This window comes from Bacillus cereus group sp. MYBKT111-2, from assembly GCF_051915205.1.
GTDB classification, from domain to species: Bacteria; Bacillota; Bacilli; order Bacillales; family Bacillaceae_G; genus Bacillus_A; species Bacillus_A paranthracis.
The window spans coordinates 1-18,891 of the sequence record NZ_JBQAEG010000005.1; the positions used below are offsets into that span (position 1 = coordinate 1).

Sequence of the window (18,891 nt, forward strand, 5' to 3'; positions counted from 1 at the left end):
GAAAAAAGATTCAAATAAACAAGTAAAACAAGCTTTAGCTGAAGGGTCAGTCGAAGCACTTGAAGCACGTATTCAACAGCTTGAAATGGAAAATGAGTACTTAAAAAAGTTGAATGCCTTAGTTCAAAACAAGGAAAAATCACGAAACAAGACAAGGCACAAGTAGTCTATGAATTAAGGCATAAATATTCGGTGAAGGCACTCGTGGAGCTAGCTGGTATTCCACGGAGTACGTATTATGATTTAGTAAAGAAAATGAATCGTCCGGATCAAGATGCCGATTTGAAAGCTGAAATTAAAGCGATTTATGAGGAAAATGAAGGTCGTTATGGCTACCGTCGCATTCGTGATGAATTAATGAATCGTGGTCAGAAAGTGAATCACAAGAAGATTCAGCGCATTATGAAAGAGCTTGGATTAAAGTGTGTTGTGCGTATGAAGAAATATAAATCCTATAAAGGAAAAGTCGGTAAAATTGCACCTAATATTTTAGAGCGTAATTTCTACACAGATGCCCCGAATCAAAAATGGGTAACGGACATCACGGAGTTTAAATTGTTTGGAGAAAAACTGTATGTATCACCTGTATTAGACTTGTATAATGGTGAAATTATTACCTATACAATTGGTTCTAGACCGACGTATTCACTTGTTTCAGAGATGTTAGAGAAGGCATTAGAACGTTTACCTGAAAACCACCAACTACTGATGCATTCGGATCAAGGATGGCATTATCAAATGAGACAATACGTCCGTACACTTGAATCAAGGGGGATCGTACAGAGTATGTCTCGAAAAGGTAACTGTTACGACAACGCAGTAATAGAGAATTTCTTTGGGATTATGAAGTCGGAGTTCCTCTATATAAAAGAGTTTGAAAGTGTAGATCATTTTAAAATAGAATTAAAAAAATATATAGATTATTATAATATGAAACGGATTAAGGCAAAATTAAAAATGAGCCCGGTACAATACCGGACTCACTTTTATCAAGCTGCCTAATGAAATAACTGTGTCTAACTTTTAGGGGTCACTTCATAAGCAGCCCTTTTTTATAACTCGTAAATCTCTCTATACTTCGCTTCTAAATAATCTGCTAAGTAATTTGCATTCAATCCTTCACCTGTTACATCTTCTAAAATTTCAAGTGGCTTTTTCGTTTTACCGTATTGGTGAATGTTTTCTGTTAACCATTCACGAATTGGCGTTACGTTTCCTTCTTCTAATAATGCATCAAAATTCGGAATGTCTTTTACCATTCTTTGCTTAAATTGCGCTGCATACATATAACCAAGCGCATAAGATGGGAAGTATCCAAATGAACCACCAGCCCAGTGAACATCTTGTAATACGCCTTGTGCATCGTTAGCCGGACGAATTCCTAAATATGCTTCCATTTTATCGTTCCAAGCCGCTGGTAAATCCTTCACTTGTAATGTGCCATCAAATAACTCTTTCTCAAGTTCATAACGAACCATAACGTGAAGCGGATATGTAAGCTCATCTGCTTCTATGCGAATAAATGAAGGCTTCGATTCATTTATTGCATCATAAAACTCATCTACTGATATATCATTGAATTGACCATCGCTATACTCTTTTAATAAATCATAATTTTTCTTCCAGAATGATTTATTACGACCGATAAAGTTCTCAAAGAATAATGATTGTGACTCATGAATACCCATAGATGTCCCACTACATAGCGGTGTACCTTCAAATTTCTCTGCAATATTTTGTTCATATACAGCATGACCACATTCATGAATTGTGCCAAACACAGCCATACGGAAATCTTTTTCGTCATAGCGTGTCGTAATACGAACATCCCCTCTATTTAATGTGATCTCAAATGGATGTACCGTTTCATCAAGACGACCTGCTTCAAAGTCATAATTTAATTGCTTTAATAGCTCTAATGTAAAGTTTTTTTGTTTTTCTTTTGAAAAATGTTCTGATAAAGCACTTGTCTTTAATCTCTTTTGCGAATCCGATATTTCTTTTACGAGCGGTACGATACGCTCACGAAGTTGACCAAATACGTGGTCTAACACTTCTACTGTAATGCCCGGCTCATACATATCTAATAATGTATTATATTTATATGTTTCATAACCCCAATATGTAATAAATTTCTTTTTAAATTCAACGATTTGTTCTAAATACGGACGGAACATTTCGAAATCAGATTTTTCGCGAGCTTCTTCCCACACACTTTCTGCTTTCGCTTCTAATTTCACATACGCTTCATATTCCGCTTGTGGAATTTTCTTATTTCTATCATATTCTTTACGACACTCTTCCACCATTTTCTTCGTCGTTTCAGAAAGTTTGTCTTCACTTATTAAAGTTTCAAGCTCTGTTAAATAGTTCCCCATCTCATCTGAGGTCGACATGGCGAATACTTCTGATGAAAGCATGCCAATTACTTCTGAACGCTGGTCTACACCTTTTTTAGGCGCCCCTGTTCTCAAGTCCCAAAACATTAAGCTTAATGCTTCTCCGTAATTTTGTATCTTCTTCACATATGTTAAAAACTGTTTTTCTACTTCATATGTAGCTACTGTCATTATATAAAAACCTCCTTTTTCTACCTCAAACTTAATTCGACATGAAAATCTAAATTCCTTTTATAATAGAAAAAAAGCTTGGCAAGCGCCAAGCTTTCTCCTTATAATTCTTTACCTTCTACTGGTAGTACGTTTTTCACTGCTTCTACCACTTTCTCATCTTCTGTATCAGATAAGAAGATTGATATAGCACCTTTATCTTCGCTCGTACGAATTAAACGGCCAATCCCTTGACGAAGACGTAAAATCATATATGGTACATCTACATCCCAGAATGGATCATTTACGTGCTTACGCTTCGCTTCAAACACAGGATCGTTTGGAGGGAATGGTAATGACCAAATAATAACATGTGATAATGATGAACCAGGAATATCTAAACCTTCCCATAAATGAACGGCACAAAGTACAGTCTCTTCTTCATTTTGGAAACGAGAAACAAGCTGACTAATTTCTTGGTCCCCTTCATATAGGAACGGAACTGACATTTGTTCTTTACTTACATATTCTTTAAACGCTGCAAGTTCTTGCGTTGTACGGAATAATACAAGTGTACGTCCATTTGTTTTTTGTATATTTTCAAGTGTATATTGACACTTTCTTTCCCATTCATTTTCTTTCGTATGAGATAGTAAGTTTACTGCCATTTGCTCTTCGTAATCAAACGGGGAGGCAACTGAGAATGATAAGTAATCTTTTACCCCTAAGCTATTTGCTGTAAATGCGAATGAATCGTTGTTAGATAATGTAGCAGAAGAGAAAATATACGGGATTTTCTTCGAGAATACTTTCTCTTGTAATACTTCTTCAACTGCACGCGGCATAATTACTAACGTGAAAGCTCCATCACCTTCTTCACCCCATGTAATTACATTTTTCTCGTGCATAAACAGACGAAGTGAATGCTCTAATACATCTAAATGTTCATCAACGATATTTAAATCATACGTGTTTACTGTATGCATTTCACTTTCAAATACTAATGCATCACCGACTTCACCAATTTTCGCATAAAGTCGCTTCGCTTCAGCCGTTACTTTTTCTGTCACAGTAATTTCTAAACGATCAGAACCAGCAATTTCTTTTTTATTCTCTTGTAACACATCAAAGAATCGCTCTGTTTGCCAAATTGTTTCTTCTACTAAATGCGCAAACTCCTCGCGAATATCATTTTGTAATAATCTCGTTAAAAGTTGCTCCATCATCGTTTGCTTTAAACGATATGTTAAAGCTTTTTGAGCTGCATATTCTACAAGATGTCCTTCATCAAATACAACACAACTACTTTCTGGTAATAACGGAATTTGTCCTTCACGCTTACGAGCATCGTACGTCCAAATATGATCCATATAGAAATCTTGAGAACAAATAATTAAATCTGCTGCTTTACGATAATGTTCACGTGATAGAGTTTGCCCGCAACGATGTCGAGAATCACAAGTGAAGCAATCTTGGAAGTAATCCCAATTTACTTTTGACCATTCCTCGTCATTTAAAAGCGGAAATTCTTTTCGGTCACCATAGTGAGTAAAGTTTTGCATCGTACCATGGTCAAATACAAACTGCGGTAATTCGTAGTACACATCTTCAATTACTTCTGGAGCTCGTCCACTCATAACATCTTCAAGTTTACGTAAACATAAATAATTATCCATTGATTTCGCAAGTCTTACATCTACCGATAAGCCTAATGCCTCAGATAATTTAGCAATGTCCCCTTCTTCTTTCACAAGCTGCTCAATTAACGTTTCATCTGCACAAGCGATAATCGCTGGCTTTCCAGTATAACGTGCATAACAAATTGCATATAGAAGATATACAATTGTTTTCCCGGTTCCTACACCAGCTTCTGCGAACATAACTTTCTTTTCTTGAAAAGCACGCTCTAATTGAAATGCCATAAAAATTTGTTCATCACGCTCTTCAAAGCCTTTTTCCGGAAGGATGTCGTAAAACACATCTCCAATCCACTCATTCAACTTATCATAAAAATTGTCTTGTTTCCCTACTTCAAATGGTAATCTCTTCTCAGTAAACATCCTTAGCCTCCAACCAAAAAGTTTTTCTATAAAAGATATAGCAACTGCTACTCATATGTGTGCAGCCACTTTCCCCTGTTGCAATACATAGAAATACACGAAAAAAAATTTTCCTTTCGAAAAAGGAAAATTTTCTTCTATATTAATGACTTTAAATACCGTTTATCAATCGCTGTTTCATGTGAAAGAGCTGACAAATATTCTTCTTGTGCTTTTTGTATTTCATCTACAATCGCACCTTGGCTATCCACTTCTTTTCCGAGCTCATCATACGTACGGTGAATAGCTTTTTGAATCATTGATAATTGGAAACTATCCATATCAGTTCCTCCTTTACGCATTACATAATAGCCAGTATATGCGCGCTGGAGGAGTTTTATACTATGAATTACGAGGTGGACGTTTTCCAAAGTATTGGTAGTAATCTGTACGGATAAATCCGTTAAACAGTTTACGTTTCTTCGATGCATCTTTTCCGTAGCACTTCTCAAATGCTTCGTAACTTGTTAATACATATGCCGACCATGTGTCTAATGGACGGAATACTTGTCCCATTTCTTTATATAGTTGTTCAACAAGTGCTTTTTCACTTAAACGTTCTCCGTATGGAGGATTCGTTACAACATAGCCATAATCCTCTTTTGTTGTGAAATCTTTTACTTGCATTTGTTTAAATGTAATTAAATCGCCTAAACCGACTTCTTCTGCATTATCTTGAGCAACACGGATCATACGATGATCAATATCTGATCCAATGATTTGCAATGGTTGATCATAGTTCGCTAAATCTTCTGCTTCTTGACGAGCTTCACGCCAGTTTTGTTTACCAACCCAGCCCCACTCATCCGATGCAAAACCACGGTTAAAACCTGGTGCGATATTTTGTCCAATTAATGCTGCTTCAATCGGAATTGTACCTGATCCACAGAAAGGATCCACGAAAGGACGATCTGGCTTCCAGTTTGTTAATTTAATTAAAGACGCAGCTAATGTTTCTTTTAAAGGAGCTTCCCCTTGATCCACACGATATCCACGTTTATGAAGTCCAACACCGCTCGCATCGATTGTTAATGTTGCGATATCTTTTAACATTGCAATCTCAATACGGAATAACGGGCCATCTTCTTCAAACCAAGTTGTACGTTTATATGTTGTTTTTAATTTTTCAACGACAGCCTTTTTAACGATACGTTGGCAATCCGAAACACTGAATAACTCAGATTTTAAAGATTTACCGATAACAGGGAACTCACCGTTTTCTGGAATATAATCTCCCCAGTTTAATGCTTTCGTTTTCTCAAACAGCTCATCAAATGTTGTCGCTTTAAATTCGCCAACTTTAATTTTCACACGGTCCGCAGTACGTAACCATAAATTCGTGCGACAAATCGCCTTTTCATCTGCTTCAAATGTTACTTTGCTGTTTTCTACTTGGCATTCATAACCAAGATCACGAACTTCTCGGGCAACTAAAGCTTCAATACCCATTGCCGCTGTTGCGATTAAAGTAACTTTTCCCATTTGCATTCACCTCTTATGTATATTCAAACAATAATTAATAGACATTTCTTCTATTAATTATTACATTTTACGAAGAATTTTCTCATTAACCATTTTAACTCATAATATATAACTTCATACAAATAAAAAGCCCTCCTCTAACAAAGGAGAGCTGAGTTATTTCATAGTTGGTTCATAACGTTCTGTAAGCCATGTTCTGTTCCTTTGTACTGCAAACGGCCCACGCCTCGTACTCCGGTGGCAATCATCTATCTACAGGTTATACAACCTGTCCTTTCCCATCGTTCATTTCCTTGGAAAAGATTCCCCTACCATTATTTGGGTTTCTCGCTCGTGGGGTTTACCTCGTTCCACTCCTATCATTTCTTCAAGGACTTCGTCACTGTGGCACTTTAAAGGTAGTCAAACCATATCCGAAAGGACTTAGGTTTTTTCCCTGCCGTTAAACCAGCCTTACAGCCAGAATACCCTAGCTTATGAATTGGCTAGGCACGAACACTACAGCCATCTCAGGCCGTGCGAGCATGGACTTTCCTCTACAACGTTGGCGTTGCAGCGATTACCCAAACGTTATGACATCCATTAGTATAGTGGAAACAAAAAGATTTTGCAATGTTTTTTTCTATGTAAAATGCTGTAACCTTTTTATCACCAGAAATTATTCGTATAACTTACTTCCAAATACAGCTTTTTCTAAATTCGATAAACGTTTTAAAATGTCCGTATTCGTGTTGTTATATACTGGTTGTGCAACTGGTGTTTGTACAACTGGTTGTTGTGGAACTTGCGTTGCTGCTAGCTTTTGCTCTTCTAATTCACGCTTTAAACGAGCATTTTGTTGCTTTAATTGTTCAAATTCCTTGTGAAAAGCTTCATAATCTTTAATGATCATATCAAGAAACTTGTCTACTTCTTCTTGTTGATAACCTCTCATACCTGTTTTAAATTCTTTTTCTAAAATATCTTTCGCCGTTAATTTAATTTTATCCGAAATCATTTTCTTCACCTCAAATTTTTGCCAAAACTTTCATTAACTAAATTTTTTCAGAAACAATGCTTTTTGTCAATCATATATACGAGTACTATATTACATATTACTCAGCATTATTCCACTGTTCCTCTTCTATTATATCTTGTAAATCGGAAAAAAGAATGAAATAACTGTGATAATTTTCTATTTCTCCTTTTTTCTTTGCTGCTTCTACAATATATTTAGGACTCCCTGGTTTTTCTTCATCATATACAGCTAAAAGCGCATCACTTTTTTCAATAAAAAATTGATTTTTTAATTTAAATTGCTCTGGGCTTTCGTACTTACGTTTCGTGATACTATCAACATGGTCTGCTTGAGAGAGAATAAACTCGTAATATTCACGGTTATCTTCCTTCCAACCTTCTTCTTGTTCTAAAAATGGAGTAAATACCGCTAATTTTAAATCTGGATATTCTACTTGTATTTCAAAAACAACTTCAGCAGCCCATAATTCTACACCTAACTGGCCACTTATTATAACCCACTCTAAACCATCTTCTACAAAAGCAATTAATTTACGACGCAACGCCTTTTTTATACATTCTACTCCTGGATGATCATTTTTAAATATTCCAAGTTCAAAAGGCTTATAGCCTGTTACTGCAATCACTTTCATATCAACACTCCAATTACAAAAAAAGAACTAGCATTTCGCTAGTTCTAACATATCATTTACTTTTTAAATATTCCACCAACGTTTGGTCCAATATTCGGACCTACTGGTGATACATTGTTTGGTAAAAATGGTGATACATTTGGTCCTGGTCCAAACGGCGATACATTCGGTCCTGGTCCGAATGGGGATATTTGATGACCGTGGTGGTGGTGGTGATGACCATGGCCACATGGTCCACATCCGCCGAATCCTGGATCGATTGGGTCCACAACATTTACATTTGAATTTGTTTGCGGGAAGAAGTTTTGGTTTTTAATTTGTTGATGATGTACATGTGTTGTATGCGTCGGGAAAATGTGTGGCACCACCGTTGTTGAAAAAGAATGTGTTACGCATTGTTTCGTCGGATGAATGACAGGAGCAGTTGTACAAATAGGTCCTGTAGGCTTATGCCCTCCAAAGCAAGGATGACAATGATGCATAGTTTTTCTCTCCTCTCTCATAAAAAAATCTGATTACACTTTACAGTATGAGAAAAGAGGGTAAGCCGCTTGTTATATATACCCATTTATTCTAAGGAAATTTGTCTAGTCTTTGATTTTCTATCCAATGCTTTTTATAGACAAACCTTCGACATTACTTACCAAAAAAGCCTCCCACTTGCTTTACAATACCTGTCACTTGATTCATCGCATTCATCATTTGTCCAGCTGTATTCATCATTTTATTTACATCATAGTTACCATCTGAATTTTTAAATTGGGAAACAAAACTAGAAAATTGACTTGGTTGCTGCTGTTGCTTTTGTTTATTTTGTGTCGGATACGGTTGTTTTGGTGGATAAAACATCGCTTGTTGATTGCCATAGGGAGATGGTGGTGGCATATAGTATTGTGAATTTATATAAGGTTGCGGTTGTTGATTCATATACGGTTGCTGCGGTTGATTCATAAACGATACTTCAAATGGCTGGTAATAATTTTGATTTCCATAATGAGGCTCGAAAGGATACATATTATAACGTAAATATGTATCCGTATTATATTGGTACATATTTTGCTGTGCATATGGATTAGATTGCTGATATACGTTAGATTGTTGAAACATGCATTCTCTCCTCCTTCACATAAGTTTCTACATATATAATATGTACTTGTAAAATAATTTGTGTGACGGAGTATCTGTCTATTTTTGTCGGAAGTTTAAATTTTTAAAAAATTATAAAAGAAAACCCTTCCATGCTATGATAAAAAAGAAGAAGATTCTCATGGGGGAGGAATCAACATGGTATTAGGGGATTTAAAACAAGCGTTTTCTCAAAAAAAGGGGTATTACACAGAGAATGTAAATGAATTGTTAGACTTTGCGAGACATTGGTATCTCGAAGGGAAAATATGTATTTCAGATTACCGAACAGTAATAAAAGAACTAGAAATAAACGGGGCAACAAAACCTACAACAGTGACAGAAGCATAAAAAACAAGAGGGTTTTCCCTCTTGTTACTTACATTGCTCAATTATATTTTGCAAAGTATACGAAATGGCTTGATGCGTTTCAAAGAATCGCTTACCTTTACCTTTATTTACAAAGCATTGCAACACATTTGTTTGTAAATTATCGTACACTTGATCAATTTGCTGTACATGTATATACTTCGGTTTTTCTTCCTTAATCCATTCATAAGCTAATTCTTTCCACACTTTTAATTCCTCATCTACCATATCTACAAACGGTTTCATATCCTTATAAAAATCGTATTCAATCATTTCTCTTTTTTTCACATTCGCTTCATTATTATGTTGCATAAGTTTTTCCGAAGACTGTATTAATGCTTCATACTTCATTTTATTCCCACCTTATTATGCACTCACTACGACGTTTTGAAATGCCTTCACCCAATTCCCTTTTTCTTCGTGATGCACTAATTTATTTTCCATATGCTCAATATGCATTTCTGTTATTTCTATCTTGTTGCATATTTTTTCACTCTTATCCTTTAATGCATGATTCATTCTAATCCCTATATTCATTTCCAGCAAATCGAGAGAACTTAACATTTGATCCATTGTTTTCATTACATCTTCCTTCTGAACCATCGCCATATACAAAACGCCTCCTTCTTTGCTTTTCCTTTGTCATGTAATTTCGCCGAATGATTCTTCACTCCTGCCCACATGACAAAACTAGTTGTTATTCGTCAAAGAAATCATTTTGTATGTCATTTATAGAAATGGTAACAATACAAAAAGGAGGTGCATGAAAATGGCAAAGAACAAAAACGAAAAAAAGAAAAAACAAAATAAACAAAATAAACCCGAAACTGGCAATCCAAAATTAGATGGTCCAAACTTCCCTGCTACATAAAGTGAAACTTCTTTAATCTCTTATATTCATTACGTTTTGAGATTAAATGTTTACCACGCATAGTAGGGTTACTTCACATTAAGAAGTCCCGTCTTCATTTATGAAGACGGGACTTCTTTTTTATTATATCACGAACTCATCTATCCTTTTAACAAAACGATTTACGGTGGAAGCAATATAGATTTGCTCCCTCTTTCTTTTATACCATTCTGTTATATCAACTTCACCCGTATACTCTTCTCGTAAAAATAGTTCATTTATTTCCGTATCTCTACAAAACCAATCTCTCATACTTATTTCATCATGTGCAACAGCAGGATAAACTTCTCTAAGAGCTGGTGTACAAGATTTTCTAGCTTCACTTACATAACATTCATAATCTGCTCTTGATCCTGTGTGTATCGTTTGCGATACAAATCTATGGAATAAACTTTTGTAATTCGGATGGAACAGTAACGCTGCTAATTTCTTTCCTAGTTCTATACGCTTCTGTAACGTTTCAAATTGATAAACTGAAAAACCATACACCTTCCCTTCAACGGTTGGGAATATAACGGCACTAATATGAAGCATTTCTTGTAATTTAAAAAGGGCTGTATGGAATACATGTTTTTTAAAGTATGCATTCTCAATAACTGGTTTTTGAATTTTATTTTGTTCATTTATAATAAGCGCTGTCATAAGTCTATTTATATCTTTTTTCTCCCAAAAATATATCCATTCTTTTTCCATAAAAATGGATACGTTAAAATATTGTAACAAATGGAATAGTGGGATCTGCCTCCTCTTACTTTCTTCGTATAACAACAGCTGAGGAAATGCATCTAAAAAAATAATCCAATTCGCTTCTTCATAAGTCAAAAACAAATGTTTTTTTACTGTTTGAGGTAAAACAGTAGCATAATACCTCCCTTGTAAATCAGTCATATTCCACCCCGCATTTCTCGAGACCATACTCGCTAAAAAAGCCCACCTAATTTCACTATTTCTTACATAATATTCTTGATAACACTGCGTTCGAGAAATGTTGTCCATATTAGCTATTTCTATTTCCCTCTTCATGTTGTAAACCATTGTTTTTTCTTTCTCTGTACAGACCGTATTTTTACGATATTGTTTAATTTTTTCATAATCATTCCATGTAAACATGAATAAGTCATCATACCTTTCTGCAAAAAGGTCACATCTTTTTTCATTTTTTGTTATAATCACCTTTGTAAGTAATTCTTAGCAAGTTGGGAGTGGACACACTATGACCATTCGTTACCCAAATGGAAAACGGTACAATCAAGCTTCACAACCTCATAAAACACCAATTAAAAAACATACTTATAGTAACAGAGGTATGTCCCTTGAAGAGGAATTGAATGAAACGAATGAATATTACTTAACCCATAATATTGCATGCGTACATAAAAAACCTACACCTCTTCAAATTGTAAAAGTAGATTACCCCGCTCGAAGTGCTGCAGTGGTAAAAGAAGCGTATTTTAAACAACCTTCTACAACAGATTACAACGGTGTATATAAAGGGAAATACATCGATTTTGAAGCGAAAGAAACAAAAAATAAAACGAGTTTTCCACTTCAAAACTTCCACCTTCATCAAATTGAGCATATGAAGCAAGTAATCGCTCATAATGGAATTGCATTTGTTATTATTAAATTTACACTTTTTGATGAACTTTATTTATTAGATGCAAAACATATTATTGCATTTTGGAATCGTCAAAATACAGGTGGAAGAAAATCGATTACGAAAGAAGAAATAGAAGAGCATGGATCTTTATTATCATGCGGTTATCACCCTCGGATTGATTATATCCGTGTACTAGACACGGTTTATTTTTCGTGATAGAGTCATCACTAAGGCTCTTTTTTCGACTTTTGGGGAGAGAATGAAAGGTAGGAGAAAGTATAATGTCAGATAATTATCGTTCTCGTACAGAACGAAATCATGTAAAAAATCAAAAGCAAGAAACAAATACAGAGAAAAAACCAAAGAAAAAAGGCTCCTTTTTTAAAAAATTCCTTATAGGTTGTCTACTTCTTGGTATCGTTGGTCTTGTAGCTGGCGTTTCCGCTTTCTTTGTTATGGTGAAGGATGCTCCAAAATTAGACAAATCAAAACTCGTCAATCCTTTATCAACAAAGTTTCTTGATAAAGATGGGAACTTTTTCTATGAATACGGTGCTGAAAAACGAACCCACGTTACGTATGATCAAATTCCAAAAGTAGTTGAAAATGCATTCCTTGCAACTGAGGACTCACGTTTCTATGATCATAATGGAATTGATTTTAAACGAACTACAAAAGCAGTTATGGAAAATGTCACTGGGGGATTCGGATCTCAAGGTGGTAGTACGATTACACAACAAGTAGTCAAAAACTATTTTCTAACGATGGACAAAACTGCAAAGAGAAAAGTGCAAGAATGGTACCTATCTTACAAATTAGAGCAACAATACTCTAAACATGAAATTTTAGAAATGTATTTAAATAAGATTAACTTAGGTAACCGTTCGTACGGTATTGCAACAGCAGCAAAAAAATATTATGACAAAGATTTAAAAGACTTACAGTTACATGAAGCTGCAATGCTTGCAGGTTTACCCCAAGGTCCTAATATTTATGATCCTACAAAAAAAGACAACGTTGAAAGAGCTACACAACGTCGAAACGTCGTATTATCATTAATGAATCGACATGGTTATATAACAAAAGCTGAGATGGATAACGCAACGAAAATCCCTGTAACTGAAGGTCTTCAACCATCTTCAGAAGTAACGGAGATGAAGTATCAAGCATTTTTAGATGCTGTTGTAAAAGAAGTTGAAAAAGAATATCCCGATGTAAATATCGGTTCAGATGGTTTAACGATTCATACAACACTTGATCAAGATGCGCAAGATTATGCTGATAAAATTATGGATGGCAATCTTATTAAGTATCCGAACGATCAATTCCAAGGATCATTCGTATTTATGGATACACAATCTGGAGAAGTTCGAGCAATTGGAGCTGGGCGTAAAGAAAGTAAGTCTACTTTCAAAGGTCATAATATGGCCACTGATTTAAAACGCCAAGTTGGTTCAACAATGAAACCAATTTTCGACTACGGTCCAGCAATTGAGAATTTACAATGGTCTACATACCATCAATTAAATGACTCAGAATATACGTATTCCGATGGGAAAAAAATACGAAATGCAACAAATAGTTACAAAGGTGACGTTTCACTACGTGAAGCTTTGAAAAAATCATTAAACATTCCCGCTTTAAAGACAGCTCAAGCGGTTGGTCTTCCTAAGTCACAAGCGTTTGCTGAAGGTTTAGGTATGACATTTAAAGACGGCAAAACATATGAATCAACAGCAATTGGTAGTAACGATAGTTCTCCATTACAAGTAGCAGGTGCATATGCAGCCTTTGGTAATGGTGGGAACTACAATAAACCGCACTTCGTAAAAGAAGTTACCTTCCCAGATGGGAAAAAGAAAAGTTTTAAACCGAAAGAACAACGTGCGATGCAAGACTACACAGCTTACATGGTGACTGACGTTCTTCGTGACGTAGTAAAACCTGGTTCTGGCGGTACTGGTCCAACAGCATACGTTTCAGGTGTTGATGTTGCCGGTAAAACAGGAACACAAAACTTTGATGCAGACGTTATAAAAGAATATGGTATTCCAGCTGATGCAAACAGAGATAGCTGGTTCGCTGGATATACACCGCAATATACAATGGCAGTATGGACTGGGTACGAAAAAAATGGCCCAGAAAACTACATTAGTGATCGTTATACTAGAATTGCACAGCAAATGTTCCAAGTAATGATGAGTAAATTCGCTACAGATAAAACTCGTTTCGAACGCCCTTCTTCTGTACAAGAATTAAATGGTGAATTGTACGTAAAAGGCGCTAAAAAGGATGCAGTGAAACAAATTAAAGTAGATGCACCTAGTGGTCTTAATGTCACTTTCGATGGCGCTAGCACAGTTACACTAAACTGGTCTGGACCAGCAGAAGTTGATGCGTATGCCGCAAGCTATAAAGCGACTGACGGTTCAAGTGGTAGTTTATCAATAAAAGGTACGACAGCTACTCTTGGTGGTATTAAACCAGGCGTTACTTACAGCTTCTCTGTAGTAGCGAAAAAAGGTACTGGAACAAGCCCTGCCGTTGGTGCATCCTTCACTGCGCCTGGAGGAACTCCAGACGCGAAGAAAGCTGAAGATGAGGCTGCTAAGAAGAAGGCTGAAGAAGAAGCTAAGAAAAAAGCTGATGAGGAAGCTCAGAAAAAGGCTAATGAAGATAAACTAAAACAAGAAGAAGCTAAGAAGAAAGCTGAAGAAGAAACTAAGAAACAACAAGAGCAGCAGCTTAAACAGCAAGAAGAAGCTCAAAAGAAAGCTGAAGAGGAAGCTAGAAAAAAAGCTGAAGAAGAAGCTAAGAAACAACAAGAACAACAACGTAAACAGCAAGAAGAGGCTCAAAAGAAAGCTGAAGAGGAAGCTAGAAAAAAAGCTGAAGAAGAAGCTAAGAAACAACAAGAACAACAACAACAACAACAAAATACCGGCGAAGATACACCTCACGCAGACGGAAATGTTGTTACAACAGAGTCTTAATACAAAAAAAGAAGTCCTTTCTCTTAACGAGAATAGGACTTCTTTTTTGTTATCATTTTCTTTACATATAGTTTTTCTATTTCAATATACAACTGCGCTAACTGAATATAAGAATGATAATTATTCGGTTTCTTTATAATGAACGAATATCGCTCTATAAAATTAACTGGTTGTACTTCCAACTTACTCGTGTAATCTGCCATTTTGTTCAAACAATGAACAGGTTGCTCGTTTAGCCAATATACAATTGATAACAAATGCGCTGCAAAAAGAATCATTGGGCCTTCAGCTTCTTGCTTATTTCTGTTTCGAAATAGTGTCGCAATGTCTTCATGCTTACTTTTCCATACATTCAATAGTACTGGAATACTATTTTCAATTTCATTCCACGGCTCATATTGTCTTTCCATATCATATATAAAATAAGTATTTTGTATTGTTTCTTCAAAAGACTGTTCTGTATAATATACAATCGAATTTATACTTTCTTTAAAAAATGGTAAGCATCGAAATTCTTTCGGTATTTCTATAACTCGCTCCATCCTTTATTTCCCCTTCATTCTCTTTTTTCCTTCTCGGCATACTTCTAGTAAAGGGCACTCTTCACATTGTGGTCGCTGCGCTTTACAGTGATAACGTCCAAAGAAAATCATACGGTGATGTGTAACGCTCCATTCATCCATCGGAATTTTCTTCATTAATGTCTTTTCTACTTCTAACACCGAATCTTTCCATCTACAAATCGCTAACCGTTTACTCACTCTTTCTACATGCGTATCAACAGCAATTGCCGGAATACCAAACGCTACCGAAACAACTACGTTTGCTGTTTTCCGACCTACACCTGGTAACTTCGTAAGCTCATCTCGATCTTTCGGCACTTCCCCATTGTAATCATCTAATAACATTCTGCACAATTTTTGAATGTTTTTTGCTTTATTTCTATACAAACCAATAGAACGTATATCTTGTTGTAATTCTTCTAGCGAAACACTTAAATAATCTTCTGGTGTTTTATATTTTTGAAATAAATTTTTCGTCACTTTATTTACAAGTGCATCTGTACATTGTGCAGATAATGCTACCGCGATTACTAGTTCAAATGGATTATCATGAATTAATTCACAATGTGCTTCTGGGTACATATCCGCCATTGTGTCTAAACAATAGCGAATTTGCGTTTTATTTAACATATACTTCCTCCTACATTACTGCTCCAACCAATTATAAAAAGGCACTTTTCCAGTAAATTTCGTCTCTTGTTTTGTCGTTTGCTGCGTTCGTTGTTGATTTGCTCTAAATTTCCGTCCTTGGTTTTGGGCTTGATCTACTGTTTTAATACCATTCTTTTTCCATTCAAATAAAATACGATCAATATATCGGAAATTAAGCTTACCACTCATTACAGCTTCCCTGAGGGCCGCTTGAATTAAATTCGGATGATGTTGATCTTGATCTTCCCACATTCCCAACGTTTCACATTCAAATGGAGAAAGTGGTCTTCCAAATTCTTTTTCAAATACTGTATATAAATTTACTTGCAATTGCTTTATTTCTTTTTGTTCTTCCTCTATTGATTCATTCATTAAGAAATGCAATATTTTTTCCCATAACGGTTGTAAAGAATAACTTTCACACATCATCGCTTCTGATTTTTGTCCACCTTCTAGTGATAAAAAACCTTTTTGAATCAATGCCTGAATTACTTCCATACATTTCATTTCGGTAATCGTCATCCGTTCTGAAATCTCTGACGGAGTCGGAAACGAATTGCCCGATTCTAAAAATGTATGTACATGAAGTACAACCATAAATTCCGTTTCATTTAACCCTAATTTTTTATAATGCATCATAAGTAATTTTGGAATTGCGATGCTTCCCTGCTCAAACCACTGTAACATCATTTTCTTTTTCATCACCAAACACCTCGCTCTCTAGTATAACACACCTTTCGCTATTTCTTTTTGCCACAATTCGTCAAAAAAACCTCCCTATTATGTAGGAAGGTTTTTGTATTACATTAATAAAATATACAATTAAGCTTGCACTTTACTTTTCATAAACGTGTGAATACGTTCTAATGCTTTCTCCACTTGTTCAAGAGATGTCGCATATGATAAACGAACGTTATTTGGAGCACCAAATCCTGTACCTGGTACAAGAGCTACTTTTTCCTCTTCTAATAGAGCTTTTGCCCAATCATCAACAGTTTCGTATCCTGATAAAGCTACTGCTTCTTTTACATTAGGGAATAAGTAAAATGCACCTTGTGGTTTAATGCAAGTAAAGCCAGGGATTTGAATTAATTTATCATAAATAATGTTTAATCTCTCTTCAAATGCTTGACGCATTGTTTCTACAGGTTCTTGTGAGCCTGCATATGCCGCGATTGCGCCGTATTGAGCGATTGAAGTAGGGTTTGACGTACTATGACTCGCTAAGTTCGTCATCGCTTTAATAAGCTGCTTATTTCCTGCTGCATATCCAATACGCCATCCTGTCATAGAATGAGATTTAGATACACCATTAATAATAAGTGTTTGTTCTTTTAATGCATTAGAAAGCTGGGCAACCGAAGTATATTCTGCTCCACCATAAATTAATTTCTCATAAATTTCATCTGAAACGATTAAAATATTGTGTTCTAAACATACTTCTCCAAGCTGTTGTAATTCTTCTTTGCTGTAAATCATTCCTGTTGGATTGCTCGGTGAATTAATAATAACTGCTTTCGTTTTCTCTGTAATTGCCTCACGCAGCTGCTTCGCTGTAATTTTGTATTCATTATCTTCAAGGCCTTCTACATAAACTGGCTTACCACCAGCAAGCTTTACTTGTTCCGGATAACTTACCCAGTATGGCGTAGGGATGATAACTTCATCACCTTCATCAAGTAGCACTTGGAATAATGTATATAATGCATGCTTTGCACCGTTACATACAATAATTTCAGACGGATCATACGCAATTCCTTGATCGCGAGTAAACTTCTTCACAATTTCTTGTTTTAACGCTTGTAACCCACCTGTTGGTGTATATTTCGTATGTCCTTCTAACATCGCTTTATGTGCAGCATCCATAATATGTTCTGGCGTATTAAAGTCAGGTTCTCCTGCCCCTAATCCAATTACATCATGACCTTCTGCTTTTAATGCTTGTGCCTTTGCTGTAATTTCTAAAGTTGCAGATGGTGTTAAAGCAGCTACTCGCTTTGCTAATTTCATTTGTAGTTCCCCCTACATCTATTTTTCAATGCTGTATCGTCGTAAAAACTGCCCATCTTTAAATGCAAGATAGTAATAACTATAACGATTTTCATCATCAATATATGTAACTTCCCATAATGGTATATTGTTTTCAAAGCCTAATTTTATTTTTAAAATTTCTTTAGGCTTACTTTTGTGCTCTTTACTGTCATCTCCGACTTGTTCAATCGTTCTTTGTAAAGCCTCTTTTTCAGAAATACCTTCACTCTTTTTCCTTACTATAGTTTCCCCTTTTTTCTCAGGCACCCAAACGATAAGTTGTTCTCCTTTTTCATCTGTACCTTGTACGACAGTATATGAAGATTCTCCGTTATAATAATCCACAGATTTTACTTTTACAAGCTTTGCTTTTTCTTTTGCAATTTCTACAGATTTTGCCTCTTTAGGGATTTTCTTTTCCATTGCTTTATTATAAACATACGCCCCATATATTCCGCTAGCAACGATTACGATAACGATTGCAAAGATCCACTTTTTCATTGTATCACTACGTTCTGTAAATCGTAAATACAGCTGTTTCTTTATCTTTTTCGTCTAATGCTAATCCGAACATGAGGTCCTGCTCTTTTAACGTACGATTCAAACTATCAACGATTTTATACAAGTCAGACGAATATTTAATACGCGTCGTTGATAGGACTTCGATTTTCTTATCCATGAAAAAACTCCTCCGTTACACAAAAATTTCTAATTATAGAAGAACGCAATGCGGTTACAATAAGAGTACATTCTTTACAACCCCTGCTTCATCACCCATCTATTATAGCAGGACATGTACAGCAAAAAAAGGTTTCAAGTCGAAAACCGATACATTTTGTATACAAGAAGTAAGAAAAATAAAATTCCTCC

At 35.6% G+C, this 18,891-nt stretch carries 21 protein-coding genes, 1 other RNA gene and 1 pseudogene; 5 read left to right on the top strand and 18 right to left on the bottom strand.

Annotated features, from left to right (window positions below; genetic code table 11):
• Nucleotides 1–1,002, top strand: a pseudogene (locus tag ACTFNE_RS15155) (IS3 family transposase); the annotation flags it as partial.
• Between the two features lie 50 nt (nt 1,003–1,052).
• Here the strand turns inward: ACTFNE_RS15155 and ypwA are convergent.
• From ypwA to ACTFNE_RS15200, 9 genes are all read right to left on the bottom strand, one after another.
• Complete coding sequence (ypwA, locus tag ACTFNE_RS15160; protein ID WP_270706046.1) at nt 1,053–2,570, bottom strand: carboxypeptidase; 1,518 nt, start codon at nt 2,568–2,570, stop codon at nt 1,053–1,055.
• Nucleotides 2,571–2,671: 101 nt separating this feature from the next.
• On the bottom strand, nt 2,672–4,609 hold the full coding sequence (locus tag ACTFNE_RS15165; protein WP_000493701.1) for an ATP-dependent DNA helicase: 1,938 nt from the start codon (nt 4,607–4,609) through the stop codon (nt 2,672–2,674).
• 137 nt (nt 4,610–4,746) lie between these two features.
• Nucleotides 4,747–4,929 carry a DUF3921 domain-containing protein gene (locus tag ACTFNE_RS15170; protein ID WP_000376895.1) on the bottom strand — a complete coding sequence of 61 codons (183 nt, stop codon included), beginning with the start codon at nt 4,927–4,929 and terminating at the stop codon, nt 4,747–4,749.
• Nucleotides 4,930–4,990: 61 nt separating this feature from the next.
• Nucleotides 4,991–6,130 (bottom strand): THUMP domain-containing class I SAM-dependent RNA methyltransferase, encoded by a 1,140-nt coding sequence (locus tag ACTFNE_RS15175; RefSeq protein WP_000521234.1) that lies wholly within the window; start codon nt 6,128–6,130, stop codon nt 4,991–4,993.
• A 180-nt stretch (nt 6,131–6,310) separates the two neighbouring features.
• Nucleotides 6,311–6,701: RNase P RNA component class B (rnpB, locus tag ACTFNE_RS15180), an RNA gene on the bottom strand.
• Nucleotides 6,702–6,788: 87 nt separating this feature from the next.
• A complete protein-coding gene (gpsB, locus tag ACTFNE_RS15185) occupies nt 6,789–7,127 on the bottom strand; it encodes a cell division regulator GpsB (RefSeq protein ID WP_000622430.1) in 339 nt (112 codons plus the stop codon).
• A 97-nt stretch (nt 7,128–7,224) separates the two neighbouring features.
• Nucleotides 7,225–7,779: a DUF1273 domain-containing protein gene (locus ACTFNE_RS15190; protein ID WP_000862920.1), complete on the bottom strand. Its 555-nt coding sequence runs from the start codon at nt 7,777–7,779 to the stop codon at nt 7,225–7,227.
• Between the two features lie 56 nt (nt 7,780–7,835).
• Nucleotides 7,836–8,261 (bottom strand): CotD family spore coat protein, encoded by a 426-nt coding sequence (locus tag ACTFNE_RS15195; protein ID WP_000546265.1) that lies wholly within the window; start codon nt 8,259–8,261, stop codon nt 7,836–7,838.
• 154 nt (nt 8,262–8,415) lie between these two features.
• Entirely contained in the window at nt 8,416–8,886 is a 471-nt protein-coding gene (locus ACTFNE_RS15200) for a YppG family protein (RefSeq protein WP_000487707.1), read from the bottom strand.
• Nucleotides 8,887–9,063: 177 nt separating this feature from the next.
• Between ACTFNE_RS15200 and ACTFNE_RS15205 the strand changes: the two genes are divergently transcribed.
• Nucleotides 9,064–9,255 carry a YppF family protein gene (locus ACTFNE_RS15205; RefSeq protein ID WP_000242664.1) on the top strand — a complete coding sequence of 64 codons (192 nt, stop codon included), beginning with the start codon at nt 9,064–9,066 and terminating at the stop codon, nt 9,253–9,255.
• A gap of 24 nt (nt 9,256–9,279) precedes the next feature.
• Here the strand turns inward: ACTFNE_RS15205 and ACTFNE_RS15210 are convergent, their stop codons facing one another.
• Nucleotides 9,280–9,624: a YppE family protein gene (locus tag ACTFNE_RS15210; RefSeq protein ID WP_000872959.1), complete on the bottom strand. Its 345-nt coding sequence runs from the start codon at nt 9,622–9,624 to the stop codon at nt 9,280–9,282.
• 15 nt (nt 9,625–9,639) lie between these two features.
• Nucleotides 9,640–9,882, bottom strand: a complete 243-nt coding sequence (locus ACTFNE_RS15215; RefSeq protein WP_001252039.1) for a hypothetical protein — start codon at nt 9,880–9,882, stop codon at nt 9,640–9,642.
• A gap of 85 nt (nt 9,883–9,967) precedes the next feature.
• Between ACTFNE_RS15215 and ACTFNE_RS15220 the strand changes: the two genes are divergently transcribed.
• The gene (locus ACTFNE_RS15220) at nt 9,968–10,144 is read left to right on the top strand and encodes a hypothetical protein (RefSeq protein WP_001982922.1); all 177 of its coding nucleotides are present in this window, start codon (nt 9,968–9,970) and stop codon (nt 10,142–10,144) included.
• Between the two features lie 123 nt (nt 10,145–10,267).
• Here the strand turns inward: ACTFNE_RS15220 and ACTFNE_RS15225 are convergent, their stop codons facing one another.
• On the bottom strand, nt 10,268–11,293 hold the full coding sequence (locus ACTFNE_RS15225; protein WP_270706045.1) for a DUF2515 domain-containing protein: 1,026 nt from the start codon (nt 11,291–11,293) through the stop codon (nt 10,268–10,270).
• A 103-nt stretch (nt 11,294–11,396) separates the two neighbouring features.
• Here ACTFNE_RS15225 and recU point away from each other — a divergent pair, with 103 nt between their 5' ends.
• Entirely contained in the window at nt 11,397–11,999 is a 603-nt protein-coding gene (gene recU / locus ACTFNE_RS15230) for a Holliday junction resolvase RecU (RefSeq protein WP_000155592.1), read from the top strand.
• A gap of 65 nt (nt 12,000–12,064) precedes the next feature.
• Complete coding sequence (locus ACTFNE_RS15235; protein ID WP_270706044.1) at nt 12,065–14,776, top strand: PBP1A family penicillin-binding protein; 2,712 nt, start codon at nt 12,065–12,067, stop codon at nt 14,774–14,776.
• A gap of 23 nt (nt 14,777–14,799) precedes the next feature.
• Here the strand turns inward: ACTFNE_RS15235 and ACTFNE_RS15240 are convergent, their stop codons facing one another.
• The 6 genes from ACTFNE_RS15240 to ACTFNE_RS15265 all read right to left on the bottom strand — a co-directional run bounded on the left by ACTFNE_RS15240 (nt 14,800) and on the right by ACTFNE_RS15265 (nt 18,700).
• On the bottom strand, nt 14,800–15,318 hold the full coding sequence (locus tag ACTFNE_RS15240; RefSeq protein WP_000442667.1) for a YpoC family protein: 519 nt from the start codon (nt 15,316–15,318) through the stop codon (nt 14,800–14,802).
• 3 nt (nt 15,319–15,321) lie between these two features.
• Nucleotides 15,322–15,969, bottom strand: a complete 648-nt coding sequence (gene nth / locus ACTFNE_RS15245; protein ID WP_000933025.1) for an endonuclease III — start codon at nt 15,967–15,969, stop codon at nt 15,322–15,324.
• Nucleotides 15,970–15,984: 15 nt separating this feature from the next.
• Complete coding sequence (dnaD, locus tag ACTFNE_RS15250; RefSeq protein ID WP_000728540.1) at nt 15,985–16,692, bottom strand: DNA replication protein DnaD; 708 nt, start codon at nt 16,690–16,692, stop codon at nt 15,985–15,987.
• Nucleotides 16,693–16,812: 120 nt separating this feature from the next.
• Nucleotides 16,813–18,000 carry an aspartate transaminase AspB gene (gene aspB, locus ACTFNE_RS15255; RefSeq protein ID WP_000761548.1) on the bottom strand — a complete coding sequence of 396 codons (1,188 nt, stop codon included), beginning with the start codon at nt 17,998–18,000 and terminating at the stop codon, nt 16,813–16,815.
• A gap of 18 nt (nt 18,001–18,018) precedes the next feature.
• Nucleotides 18,019–18,522: a cell wall elongation regulator TseB-like domain-containing protein gene (locus ACTFNE_RS15260; RefSeq protein ID WP_000758749.1), complete on the bottom strand. Its 504-nt coding sequence runs from the start codon at nt 18,520–18,522 to the stop codon at nt 18,019–18,021.
• Nucleotides 18,523–18,529: 7 nt separating this feature from the next.
• Nucleotides 18,530–18,700 (bottom strand): YpmA family protein, encoded by a 171-nt coding sequence (locus tag ACTFNE_RS15265; protein WP_000358352.1) that lies wholly within the window; start codon nt 18,698–18,700, stop codon nt 18,530–18,532.
• Between the last annotated feature and the right edge of the window lie 191 nt (nt 18,701–18,891).